The sequence below is a fragment of the Burkholderia sp. IMCC1007 genome (assembly GCF_027257875.1).
In the GTDB taxonomy this organism is placed as follows: Bacteria; Pseudomonadota; Gammaproteobacteria; order Burkholderiales; family Burkholderiaceae; genus Burkholderia.
Genome location: NZ_JAPVQY010000028.1, coordinates 82113 through 93897 on the forward strand (window position 1 = coordinate 82113; position 11785 = coordinate 93897).

12 protein-coding genes and 1 pseudogene are annotated in these 11785 nt (G+C 64.9%); 4 read left to right on the forward strand and 9 right to left on the reverse strand.

Annotated elements, in window-relative coordinates; all coding sequences use genetic code 11:
- Window positions 1-11 precede the first annotated feature (11 nt).
- On the forward strand, window positions 12-908 hold the full coding sequence (locus O1Q03_RS22890) for a polysaccharide deacetylase family protein (protein WP_269506318.1): 897 nt from the start codon (window positions 12-14) through the stop codon (window positions 906-908).
- Between the two features lie 104 nt (window positions 909-1012).
- The gene (locus O1Q03_RS22895; protein ID WP_034207483.1) at window positions 1013-1474 is read left to right on the forward strand and encodes a peroxiredoxin; all 462 of its coding nucleotides are present in this window, start codon (window positions 1013-1015) and stop codon (window positions 1472-1474) included.
- 192 nt (window positions 1475-1666) lie between these two features.
- On the opposite strand, the pseudogene O1Q03_RS40000 reads toward O1Q03_RS22895, so the two are convergent.
- A pseudogene (locus tag O1Q03_RS40000) lies at window positions 1667-1911 on the reverse strand (hypothetical protein); the annotation flags it as partial.
- On the opposite strand from O1Q03_RS40000, the gene O1Q03_RS22900 reads away from it, so the two are divergent.
- Entirely contained in the window at window positions 1807-3645 is a 1839-nt protein-coding gene (locus O1Q03_RS22900; protein WP_269506319.1) for a PhoH family protein, read from the forward strand. The pseudogene O1Q03_RS40000 and the gene O1Q03_RS22900 sit on opposite strands and share 105 nt — an antisense overlap.
- 241 nt (window positions 3646-3886) lie before the next feature.
- Window positions 3887-4960, forward strand: coding sequence for a C40 family peptidase (locus tag O1Q03_RS22905; RefSeq protein WP_269506320.1), 1074 nt, complete (start codon window positions 3887-3889; stop codon window positions 4958-4960).
- A 175-nt stretch (window positions 4961-5135) separates the two neighbouring features.
- Here O1Q03_RS22905 and O1Q03_RS22910 read toward each other — a convergent pair whose 3' ends face one another.
- From O1Q03_RS22910 to O1Q03_RS22945, 8 genes are all read right to left on the reverse strand, one after another.
- Entirely contained in the window at window positions 5136-6146 is a 1011-nt protein-coding gene (locus O1Q03_RS22910) for an inorganic phosphate transporter (protein ID WP_096503049.1), read from the reverse strand.
- A 10-nt stretch (window positions 6147-6156) separates the two neighbouring features.
- Complete coding sequence (locus O1Q03_RS22915; RefSeq protein ID WP_269506321.1) at window positions 6157-6783, reverse strand: DUF47 domain-containing protein; 627 nt, start codon at window positions 6781-6783, stop codon at window positions 6157-6159.
- 137 nt (window positions 6784-6920) lie between these two features.
- On the reverse strand, window positions 6921-9341 hold the full coding sequence (gene dnaB, locus O1Q03_RS22920; RefSeq protein WP_269506322.1) for a replicative DNA helicase: 2421 nt from the start codon (window positions 9339-9341) through the stop codon (window positions 6921-6923).
- 141 nt (window positions 9342-9482) lie between these two features.
- Window positions 9483-9935: a 50S ribosomal protein L9 gene (gene rplI / locus O1Q03_RS22925; RefSeq protein WP_269506323.1), complete on the reverse strand. Its 453-nt coding sequence runs from the start codon at window positions 9933-9935 to the stop codon at window positions 9483-9485.
- 27 nt (window positions 9936-9962) lie between these two features.
- Entirely contained in the window at window positions 9963-10238 is a 276-nt protein-coding gene (gene rpsR, locus O1Q03_RS22930; protein ID WP_006486248.1) for a 30S ribosomal protein S18, read from the reverse strand.
- A 4-nt stretch (window positions 10239-10242) separates the two neighbouring features.
- The gene (priB, locus tag O1Q03_RS22935) at window positions 10243-10542 is read right to left on the reverse strand and encodes a primosomal replication protein N (RefSeq protein WP_175684470.1); all 300 of its coding nucleotides are present in this window, start codon (window positions 10540-10542) and stop codon (window positions 10243-10245) included.
- Window positions 10543-10582: 40 nt separating this feature from the next.
- Window positions 10583-10957, reverse strand: coding sequence for a 30S ribosomal protein S6 (rpsF, locus tag O1Q03_RS22940; RefSeq protein WP_006402295.1), 375 nt, complete (start codon window positions 10955-10957; stop codon window positions 10583-10585).
- 242 nt (window positions 10958-11199) lie between these two features.
- A partial coding sequence (locus O1Q03_RS22945) for an anti-sigma factor family protein (protein WP_442865825.1) occupies window positions 11200-11785 on the reverse strand: 586 nt, incomplete at its 5' end.

Sequence of the window (11785 nt, forward strand, 5' to 3'; positions counted from 1 at the left end):
GGGACGCTCGCTTGGCTCGTATCGTCCTCAAGATCGACGTCGACACGCTGCGCGGCACGCGCGAAGGCGTGCCGAATCTCGCGCGCATCTTCGACCGTTTCAACGCGCGCGCGACCTTCCTCTTCAGCCTCGGGCCCGATCACACGGGCTGGGCGCTGCGGCGCGTGTTTCGCCCCGGCTTTCTGAAGAAGGTGTCGCGCACGTCGGTGGTCGAGCATTACGGCGTGAAGCAGCTGATGTACGGCGTGCTGCTGCCCGGCCCCGACATCGGCCGCCGCGCGATCGCCGACATGCGCGCGATCCACGAAGCCGGCTTCGAATGCGGAATCCATACGTGGGATCACGTGTACTGGCAGGACAACGTGCGCGTGCGCGATCGCGACTGGACCGCGCGTGAAATGCAGAAGAGCCATGCGCGCTTCGTCGAGATCTTCGGCGCGCCGCCCGTCACGCACGGCGCGGCCGGCTGGCAGATGAACGACTCGGCGTTCGAGCAGATCGACGCGTGGGGGATGCGCTACGCATCCGACGGGCGCGGCCATTCGCCGTACCTGCCGGTGGTCGGCGGCCGCACGCTGTCGCACGTGCAGATGCCGACCACGCTGCCGACGCTCGACGAGGTGCTCGGCGTCGACGGCGTCGACACGCACAACGTCGCCGCGCACATCCTCAAGTTCACCGAAACCAATCCGCACGACCAGGTGTTCACGCTGCATGCGGAACTGGAAGGCCAGAAGCTCGCGCCGGTGTTCGAGCAGCTGCTCGCCGGCTGGCGCGCGCAAGGCCATACGTTCGCGACGATGGGCGACTACCACGCGACGCTGGACCGCGACTCGCTGCCATCGTACCCTGTCACGTGGGGCGAGATCCCCGGCCGCTCCGGCGAGCTGATCGTCCAGCCCGACTGAGTTCGCGCGCGCCGCGCCGCCCTCCGCATTTGCGGCGTGCCGCCACGACGCGCTGCCGAACGCGCCGCCGCGGCGGCGCCTTTCCATAACAACAGGAGAAACACGTGTCCGTCGAAGTTGACCGTCAAGTTCCCGATTTCACCGCACCGGCCACGGGCGGCGACATTTCGCTGTCCGACCTGAAGGGCAAGAAGCTCGTTCTGTATTTCTATCCGAAGGACAACACGCCGGGCTGCACGACCGAAGGCCTGCAGTTCCGCGATCTCTATCCGAAGTTCAAGAAGGCCGGCGCCGAAGTGATTGGCGTGTCACGCGACAGCCTGCGCTCGCACGACAATTTCAAGGCCAAGCTCGAACTGCCGTTCCCGCTGATTTCGGATGCCGACGAAGCGCTGTGCGCGCTGTTCGATGTCATCAAGATGAAGAAAATGTATGGCAAGGAAGTACGCGGAATCGAGCGTTCGACGTTCCTCATCGATGCCGACGGCGTGCTTCGCCAGGCATGGCGCGGCATCAAGGTACCGGGTCACGTGGACGACGTGCTAAAGGCTGTACAAGCGCTTTGAGGCGCGTTATATTGGGCCGCAATGAATGCCAGTTCGCCCCATATTTCTCGTAGCTGCGCCGGTGCCCGTTGCGATGCTTTCCGGCACCTGACGCGCATCACGACGGTATCAGCCGAGCCGCATGTCCCGGTCCACGGGGCAGCGGCTTTTTTTATGGATTGGGCGCCGGCTCTCGGTCCGGTGTTCACCCCGTCAAGGAGTTGACCGACACTTAGGCGAACCGGCTAGACGAAATTCCTGTGCGCCACCGCGCGCAAACTGCATGCGTCTACGTCACGCAGGATGCGATCAGCGGCGCACTTCATGCGACACGATTCCTCCCGAGGGACACCATGCCTTTGCCTACTCCCCCCAGCAAGCTCGGCAGCCTTCTGCCGCCCGACGAATACAAGGCGAAAGCGCGGCCCGCGAAAGCCGCGAAGAAATCCGCCGAAGGGGACGCATCCACAGCCGGTGACTATGGCCCGGCCAGCGTGGCCCAACCGATGACCGAAGCCGCGAACACGACCGCGCCGTTGCGCGCCGTCGCGCCGTCGGCGCAGGAAAGCGCGAGCGCGCCCGCACGCGGCCGCAAGACCCGACAAACCGCCGCGCTGCTGCAACCGATGCCGCAGCCGGTCGAACCCGTCGCACCTGCCGCCCCGGCAACGCCAGCAACACCCGCAACGCCCGTCGTCGCACGCAACGACAAGCCGGCTGCCGGCAAGCCGGCCGCCGCACCCGCGCGCGATGCCGGCGCCGCGACGAAGTCGCGCAGCCGCAAGCCCGCCGAGGTCGAACAGCAGAAGCTGTTCGTGCTCGACACCAACGTGCTGATGCACGACCCGAGCAGCCTCTTCCGCTTCGAGGAACACGACGTCTATCTGCCGATGATGACGCTCGAGGAACTCGACAATCACAAGAAGGGGATGTCCGAAGTCGCGCGCAACGCACGCCAGGTCAGCCGTACGCTCGACGCACTGGTTGCCGACGGCGGCCCGATCTCGGCCGGCATTCCGCTGTCGCGTCTCGGCAGCCGCGAGGCGCTCGGTCGCCTGTACTTCCAGACGAAGCTGGCCGACATCGCGCCCGTCGAAGGCCTGCCCGAAGGCAAGGCCGACAACCAGATCCTCGGCGTCGTGCGCGCGCTGCAGCGCGACCGGCCGGATCGCCAGGTCGTGCTGGTGTCGAAAGACATCAACATGCGGATCAAGGCGCACGCGCTCGGCCTGCCGGCGGAAGACTACTTCAACGACCAGGTACTCGAGGACAAGGATCTCCTCTATAACGGCGTGCGCGAATTGCCGCAGGACTTCTGGACCAAGCACGCGAAGGGGATGGAGAGCTGGCAGGACACGAAGACGGGCACCACCTACTACCGCGTGACGGGCCCGCTCGTCGCGTCGATGCTCGTCAACGAGTTCGTCTATCTCGAGCCGCAGAACGGCGAGCCGACGTTCCATGCGATCGTGCGCGAGCTGAACGGCAAGACGGCGCTGCTGCAGACGCTGCGCGACTACAGCCACCACAAGAACAACGTGTGGGGCATCACCGCGCGCAACCGCGAGCAGAATTTCGCGCTGAACCTGCTGATGAACCCCGAGATCGACTTCGTCACGCTGCTCGGCCAGGCCGGCACCGGCAAGACGCTCGTCGCGCTCGCGGCCGGCCTCGCGCAGGTGCTCGACGACAAGCGCTACAACGAGATCATCGTGACGCGCGCGACCGTGCCCGTCGGCGAGGACATCGGCTTCCTGCCCGGCACCGAGGAAGAGAAGATGCAGCCGTGGATGGGCGCATTCGACGACAACCTCGAAGTGCTGCAGAAGACCGACGACGCAGCCGGCGAATGGGGCCGTGCGGCGACGCAGGAGCTGATCCGTTCGCGCCTGAAGGTCAAGAGCATGAACTTCATGCGCGGGCGCACGTTCGTCGACAAGTACCTGATCATCGACGAGGCGCAGAACCTGACGCCGAAGCAGATGAAGACGCTCGTCACGCGCGCGGGCCCCGGCACGAAGATCGTGTGCCTCGGCAACATCGCGCAGATCGACACGCCTTACCTGACCGAAGGCAGCTCGGGCCTGACGTACGTCGTCGACCGCTTCAAGGGCTGGGGCCACAGCGGCCACGTGACCCTCGCGCGCGGCGAACGCTCGCGCCTGGCCGACTACGCGTCCGACATCCTGTAACGCGACCGGCGCCGGCCGCGCGGCCGGCTTTCGACGCCACACGGCGCTCCGTTCCCGGAGCGCCGTTTTTATTTTTGGGGTCGGAAACCTTGGTCACGCTTCGTTACCGAACAGCGCCACTTACACGCGAAACTTCAAGTAAATTCTCAGGAATGGTTGCCTAACGCCCGCCGGTGCGTCTACCATCGGGTCTGTCTGTTGTCATACGATTCATGAGCGCGCCGCGCTCGTCCGCCTTGCCATGCTTCGAATCTGCGTTCCCGTCGCCGTCGTTGCGCTGCTCGCGGCCTGCTCCAGCGTGCCGCCGCAGTCGGCGTCGCGCACGTCGGGCATGAAGATCACGACGCCGCGCGCGTTCCCCGCCCCCGCCAATTTCCCGAAATTCGTCGACCACAGTGTCGGCCAGGAAGAAATCTCGATTCAGGCGATGAGCCTCGTCGGCGTGCCGTATCGCTGGGGCGGCAATACGCCGACGAGCGGCTTCGACTGCAGCGGGCTCGTGCGCTACGTGCTCGGCCGCGCGGCCGACGTGGACCTGCCGCGCACGACCGCCGACATGAGCGACCGCGGCATGTCGGTCGAACCCGACCAGATCGCGCCGGGCGACCTGATCTTCTTCAATACGACCGGGCGGCCGCATTCGCACGTCGGGATCTATGTCGGCAAGCTGCGCTTCGTGAATGCGCCGTCGACCGGCGGCACCGTACGGCTCGACTATCTGACGAATCCGTACTGGGCGAAGCGCTTCGACGGCATTCGCCGCGTCGCGCCGCCGCGTGCGACGCCGGCGCCGTTCGATGCGCCGACCTACGAGGCACGGCGCGATGCACCGCGCACTGCGCCGGCGGCGGCCTCTGCTCGCGCCCCCGTCGTAACGGCCGCCGCGCCGCGACAGCAGGTATATGCCGCGCCACAGGCCGGTGCGACACCGCCGCCGTCCCCGATCGTGCCGACCGCGCCGGCCGTGGCGACCGCCGCGACTGCGCCGGCCACTGCGGCAGCCGATCCGGATGAACCGCCGCCGCCGCGCATGCAGGCCGCTCAACAACAGGCCACCGCGACGAATGGCGGTATGGACGCCATGACGGCGAATGCCGCGCCTGCCAGCCCGGCCGAGACCGGCTCGCAGATTCCGACGACGGCGCTCACCGCCGCGCAGGCTGCCGCGTTCGATGCCGAACCGCCCTCCGCGGCCTCCGCGCCGTCGCCGCGCAATGGCGAGCCCCTGCGTGCGTCGACGCAATCCGCGCCCGCCGGCGCGCGCACCAGCACGGCCGACGATCCGATCGCCCGCTTCGCGACCGGCAGTTACTAACCCGCCTCGCGTTCCGTGCGGCGACTTCGAGCCCGCATCGGCCGTTCGCCGTTCGCCGTTCGCCGTTCGCCGTTCGCCGCGCCGTCGCATTGGCTCACCCCAAAAGAAAATGCGCCGCAGCCTTTCGGCTTGCGGCGCATTTCATGTCGATCCGGGGCGTGCCGGAATCGGAAGATCAGAAGATCTGGTGTCCGAGCCACCATCCGCCGGCAGCGAACAGTGCGGCCGCCGGCAGCGTCAGCACCCACGCCCACACGATGTTGCCGGCCACGCCCCAGCGCACGGCCGACAGCTTCTGCGTCGCGCCGACACCGACGATTGCGCCGGTAATCGTGTGCGTGGTCGACACTGGAATGCCGAGGAACGACGCGATGAACAGCGTGATCGCCCCGCCGCTTTCGGCACAGAAACCGCCGACCGGCTTGAGCTTCGTGATCTTCTGTCCCATCGTGCGCACGATGCGCCAGCCGCCGAACAGCGTGCCGAGACCCATCGACAGGTAGCATGCGCCGATCACCCACGCAGGCGGCGCATCGGCCGTCGCTGACGCATAGCCCGACGCGATCAGCAGCATCCAGATGATACCGATCGTCTTCTGCGCGTCGTTGCCGCCGTGGCCCAGGCTGTACAGCCCCGCCGACAGCAGCTGCAGCCGGCGGAACCGCCGGTCGACCTTGCTGGGCGCGGTACGGAAGTACAGCCACGACACACCAAGCATGAACAGCGAACCGAGGATGAAACCGAGCAGCGGCGAAATGAAGATGAACGCGATCGTCTTCAGCAGCCCGTCGATATTCAGCGAGCTCCAGCCCGACTTCGCGAGCGCCGCGCCGACGAGGCCGCCGATCAGCGCGTGCGACGAGCTCGACGGGATCCCGTAGTACCACGTGATCACGTTCCAGCCGATCGCACCGACCAGCGCGCCGAACACGACGTAGTGGTCGACGATCTCCGGATCGATCGTGCCTTTACCGACGGTCTGCGCGACCTTCAGGTGGAAGATGAAATACGCGATGACGTTGAATGCGGCCGCGAACACGACGGCCTGCTGCGGCTTCAGCACCCCGGTGGACACGACGGTGGCGATCGAGTTCGCCGCGTCGTGGAAGCCGTTCATGAAGTCGAATACGAGCGCGACGAGCACCAGCGTCGCGACCATCCATAGGGCGAGTTGTATCGAATGCATCGTGGTCCGCTCAGGCGTTTTCCAGCACGATGCCTTCGATGATGTTCGCGACGTCCTCGCACTTGTCGGTGATCTCTTCGAGCAGCTCGTAGATCGCCTTCAGCTTGATGAGCGTCTTCACGTCGTCTTCCTCGCGGAACAGCTTCGACATCGCCGCGCGCAGCACGCGATCGGCCTCCGATTCCCAGCGGTCGATGTCCTCGCATTGCTTGAGGATCTGTGCCGACTGCTTCATGTCGGACAGCAACCCGACGGCCTGCTGCACGTGTTGCGCCGACTGCGTGACGATGTGTGCGAGCTGGCTCGCCTCGGACGTGACCGATTGCACGTCGTACAGCGACACGGCGGTCGCGACGTCTTCCATCAGGTCGAGGATGTCGTCCATCGTCGTGATCAGCTTGTGGATCTCGTCGCGATCGAGCGGCGTGATGAAGGTCTTGTGCAGCAGATCGATCGCTTCATGCGTGAGCTTGTCTGCGGCCTTCTCGGCGGTCTGCACGTTTTGCTTGTGAATCTCGGCGTCGGCGAGATTGTCGATCAGCAATTCGAGTTCGCGGCCACCGGAAACGATGTGCTTCGCGTGCGCGTTGAAGAGTTCAAAGAACTTGCCCTCGGTGGGCATGAATCGACCGAACATGGGATTCCTGAGAAATTGTCAAACGACTGTCACGAAAACGGGCGACATTGTACCGTTTCCGGTCGCGACGCGACGCGCGCATATGCGCGCGCCGGGATGGGATACAACGTTGGCTAAATAAGGGTTTACATCCGGCGTTACTCGCCGTAGAAGTTCTGCGCCCCCGCGAAATTATCGAACTTCGTGTATTGACCCAGGAACGTGAGTCGAACGGGCCCGATCGGACCGTTACGCTGCTTGCCGATGATGATCTCGGCCGTCCCCTTGTCCGGGCTGTCGGGATTGTAAACCTCGTCGCGATAAATGAACAGGATCACGTCCGCATCCTGTTCGATTGCGCCGGATTCACGCAAGTCGGACATCACCGGCCGCTTGTTCGGACGCTGCTCCAGCCCGCGGTTCAGCTGCGACAGCGCGATCACCGGCACGTCCAGTTCCTTCGCCAGGCTCTTCAGCGATCGCGAGATTTCCGAGATTTCGGTCGCCCGGTTCTCGCCCTGCGACGAACCCGACATCAGCTGCAGGTAGTCGACGATGATCAGGCCGAGCTTGCCGCATTGACGCGCGAGACGCCGCGCACGCGAGCGCAATTCCATCGGGTTCAGGCCGCCCGTCTCGTCGATGAAGATCTGCGCCTCGCTCATCTTCTGCACGGCATGGGTCAGCTTCGGCCAATCCTCGTCCGTCAGGCGGCCCGTACGCATCCGGTGCTGATCGAGCCGGCCGATCGAGCCGAGCATACGCATCACGAGCTGGGTGCCCGGCATTTCCATCGAGAACACCGCCACCGGCAGCCCGTACTCGACCGCGACGTATTCGCCGATGTTCATCGAGAACGCGGTATTGTGCGTGACGACGAAATCGTCGGTCACGTACAGGCGCGACGGATGTGAAACCGAGATGCACTGCGTGGCAGTCCGGCGCGACGGCTCGATGCCTGTAATCACCGGCAGCTTGCGGCGCGCTCGGCCGGCCGTGAGCCGCTCGCGCTTGCCCTCGAACAGGAACAGGCTCTGCGGATCCGGGTGGCTGATCGTGCACACGTATGCGGTCACACCCGACTGGCGTTCACCGCGCGACGTAAAGGACGTCGCCTTCTCGGAAATCGCGCACCACGCGCCCAGCGAGCGCGCGAGTTCCTGCACGTCCCGCGCGAGTTGCGGGCTGGCCGTCGAATAACGCACCGTGCCCCACGATTCGACCCAGCCGTCCGTATCGAGCAGCCCGCGCAGCAAGTCGATGCGCACTTCCCGGCATGCATCGAGGTAGCGCCGCGGCACGAAGTTGTCGTAGCTGGTTCGGCCCCATAAGCCGAGGCCTTCGAGTGCTGCCTTCAGCGGATTGACGCTCGGGCGTGCACCCTGCTCCGCGGAACGGCGCTTGATGCGCCAATCGTACTGGCCCGCATGCTCGAGTTCGAGCGTTGCATCGACCCGTGTGCGCATCCGGTTCAGCGTCTCTTCGGCTTTGACGCTGAAGCGCACGGCCGTGCCGCCCAGCGCGCCGTCGCCGAGCAGCGCGCCAAGCACCCACGGATCGACAGGCAGTGCGTCGCCATGCCCGAAGTCACCGGTCGGCATGTCGATCCACAAACGACCCTGATAACGCTGACGCGTCAGCAGCGTCCTGATCTCCGCCGTGCTCAGAATGCGCGGTTTCTCCCATTCGCGATAATGGACGCACCACAGATGTTCATCGCAGCACTCTGCCGAACGACCGTCCGAGAAGCGCACGCGGTATACCTGCCGCTCGCCCTGCGGATAGATCCCGGTGACCATCGACGGCGCGCCGTCGACGGATGCAAGCGCGTCACCGACCGTGAGTTCGCCCATGCGCTTCCAGCCGCTCAGCGTCTTCACCCTGGCATCGAGCGGCTGCGCCTTACCCATCGACGGCCGTCCGGCCACGATGATCAGTTCCCCGCCATGCATCCCGGACGTCATCCGGTCGAGATCGACGAAGCCCGTCGGCGTGCCCGTGACGTCGCTCGGGTTGGCCGTGTGATACAGCGTGTCGATGCGCTCGACCACCTGCGTGAGCAGCGGCCCGATTTCGAGAAAGCCCTGATTGCCGCGCGCGCCTTCTTCGGCGATCGAGAACACCTTCGACTCGGCTTCGTCGAGCAGCTGGCGCACTTCCTTGCCCTGCGGATTGAACGCATCGGCCGAGATTTCATCGGCGACCGACACGAGCCGGCGCAGCACCGCGCGGTCGCGCACGATCTCCGCGTAGCGGCGGATGTTCGCCGCGCTCGGCGTGTTCTGTGCGAGTGCGTTCAGATAGGCGAGCCCGCCGACGTCGTCGGCCTTGCCGGACGTGACCAGCGCTTCGTACACGGTCACGACGTCGGCCGGACGCGTCGACGCGATCAGCCGGCCGATGTGCTCGTAGATGATCCGGTGGTCGTAGCGATAGAAGTCGCCCTGCGACAGAAAGTCGGCGATCCGGTCCCAGGCCGCGTTGTCGAGCAACAGGCCGCCGAGCACCGACTGCTCGGCTTCGACCGAATGCGGCGGGACTTTCAGCGATTCGATTTGAGGATCTTGCGGCGCGTTCATGGGTTGGGATTATCGCGAATAGATCGCGGCAGCGCTACCACCGCTTGCCGGCGATCAGGCAATAAAAAAGGCAGGCCCCGGTTGCCCGGGCGCCTGCCCTTGTCCGGACGGCGGAAGCCGCCCGGAAAGCTTTGCGTACGCTTACGCGTGGTCGCCGATCACGTTGATCGTGACGTCGACGACGACGTCCGTATGCAGCGCGACTTGAACGACGTGCTCGCCGATCATCTTCAGTGGGCCTTCCGGCATGCGCACTTGCAGCTTCTCGACTTCGTAACCTGCCTTCTTCAGCAGTTCAGCGATGTCGCCGTTCGTGACCGAGCCGAACAGACGGCCGTCAACGCCCGACTTCTGCGTGATTTCGAACGACTGGCCGTTCAGCTTCTCGCCGACTGCCTGCGATGCCGCCAGCTTTTCAGCGGCGATCTTTTCGAGTTCAGCGCGGCGCACTTCGAATTCGGCGATCGCTTCCTTCGTTGCACGGCGAGCCTTGCGGTTCGGGATCAGGAAGTTGCGAGCGTAACCGTCCTTGACCTTGACGATATCGCCGAGGTTGCCCAGATTGGCGACTTTTTCCAACAGAATGATTTGCATTCGAATTCTCCTTATTGCGTCGCCTGATTACGCCTTGTGCTGATCGGTGTACGGCAGCAGCGCGAGGAAACGCGCACGCTTGATTGCCGTGTCCAGCTGACGCTGATAGTGCGCCTTCGTACCCGTCAGACGAGCCGGCGTGATCTTGCCGTTTTCGCCGATGAAGTCCTTCAGCGTTTCCGTGTCCTTGTAGTCGATCTGCTCGACGCCGGCAGCCGTGAAACGGCAGAACTTCTTGCGCTTGAAGAGCGGGTTTTGTTGCTGACGACGCTTGTCGAATTTCTTACCAGTCGGGCGGGGCATGATTTCAGTCCTTTCCAATGTCCTGCAATGCTGTGATGTGAAACACCAAGGTTCTCGCGTTGCGGCTTTTCTTGGCCAGGAAGCCCGTGAACAGCGTTTCGACGCCCATTTCACGACTTTCCAGCTTGCCGCTCGCCTCACCGGCCGCCACCGCGTCGATCGTCATTTCGACCTGACGGGGAATGCCTGCTTCGACGACTTCCGTGCGGTGATGCAACGTGGCGCTTGCGATCGGAACACCTGCCGGCGTATATCGCACCGGTGCGCGTTCGACGACGCTCGCCGTCAATTGCAACCTGTTCACGTGAGTGACGCGCTCCTTGATGGCTTAATGAATGACGAACTTAAGCCTGCGCTTCGGTCGGCTGAGCTGCAGCCGCCTTCTTGGCTTCTTCGCGCTGAACTTCCTTCATCATCGGCGACGGGCCGGTCTCGGCCTTCTTCATCTTGACGATGAGGTGACGCAGCACGGCGTCGTTGAACTTGAACGCGTGTTCGAGTTCGTCGAGCGTCGTCTGGTCGCACTCGATGTTCATGCAGACGTAGTGAGCCTTCGCGAGTTTCTCGATCATGTAGGCCAGTTGGCGACGGCCCCAGTCTTCGACACGGTGGATCTGACCGCCGTGCGACGTGATCGTGGTCTTGTAACGCTCGATCATCGCGGGCACTTGCTCGCTCTGATCGGGGTGCACGATGAATACGATTTCGTAATGACGCATTACACACTCCTTGTGGATTAAAGCCACCCGGGCGTCTGAACCGGTGTGGCAAGTGAGAAGCCGAAGATTCTAACCCGGATACGGGGCACGCGCAACACCGATCGGCAATTTCCGACCGGATTCGGCCGTGTTTTCAACGACTTGAACGGGCAACGGGCATTGACGGCCGCCCCTCGCATCCGCAAGAAAAGCGGGGGCGGAACATCACGCGCGCAATTCGAGGCCGGCAGCGAGTCTGGCGCCTACTCGCTGCGCGCCCCGCCCAGCCGTGCGTCGAGCGCAGTCCTGAACGCCGTCAGCGCCGCCGGTTCGGCGTCCGTCACCGCCCACCACGTCATGCCCGCCGCGTCCCAGCGATCGAGCGCATAGCCCTGCGACACGGTTGCGTACGGCGAACCCTGCCCTTCGCCCGCCGGCCGCACGTACACGTCGATCACGTGCTGCCGGTAACGGTAGACGAGCACCGCGACGCGGCGCCGCCCGACGTAGTCGAGCCGCCCGCCCGCGAGCGGAAAGCCGCTCGCCGACAGATCCTCGACCGGCGGCGCATAGTCGAGCCGGCCGTTGAACCACGGCTTGACGGTATGCCGGTCGGTCGAGATTACGTCGATGTCGCGCGCCGACAATCCGGCCCGCACATGGCTCGACACCAGTTCGTCGACCGTGCGGTCGGTTTGCGCGTGACGCGCGGACAGCGCCATCCCGCCTGCCGCCGCGAGCGCGACCAGCAGCGCCACGCCCCAGCCGAGCCCGGGTAGCGGCGCGACGCGCGGCCGCGTGCCGGAAGCTGCCGGGCGAGCCGGGCGCGCCCATGCGCCGCGATCGCCC

Coding starts and splice junctions, on each gene's coding strand:
- O1Q03_RS22900 (WP_269506319.1), top strand. CDS start 1,807: ATGCCTTTGCCTACTCCCCCCAGCAAGCTCGGCAGCCTTCTGCCGCCC.
- O1Q03_RS22910 (WP_096503049.1), bottom strand. CDS start 6,146: ATGCATTCGATACAACTCGCCCTATGGATGGTCGCGACGCTGGTGCTC.
- dnaB (WP_269506322.1), bottom strand. CDS start 9,341: ATGAACGCGCCGCAAGATCCTCAAATCGAATCGCTGAAAGTCCCGCCG.
- rpsF (WP_006402295.1), bottom strand. CDS start 10,957: ATGCGTCATTACGAAATCGTATTCATCGTGCACCCCGATCAGAGCGAG.
- O1Q03_RS22905 (WP_269506320.1), top strand. CDS start 3,887: ATGCTTCGAATCTGCGTTCCCGTCGCCGTCGTTGCGCTGCTCGCGGCC.
- O1Q03_RS22915 (WP_269506321.1), bottom strand. CDS start 6,783: ATGTTCGGTCGATTCATGCCCACCGAGGGCAAGTTCTTTGAACTCTTC.
- rpsR (WP_006486248.1), bottom strand. CDS start 10,238: ATGCCCCGCCCGACTGGTAAGAAATTCGACAAGCGTCGTCAGCAACAA.
- rplI (WP_269506323.1), bottom strand. CDS start 9,935: ATGCAAATCATTCTGTTGGAAAAAGTCGCCAATCTGGGCAACCTCGGC.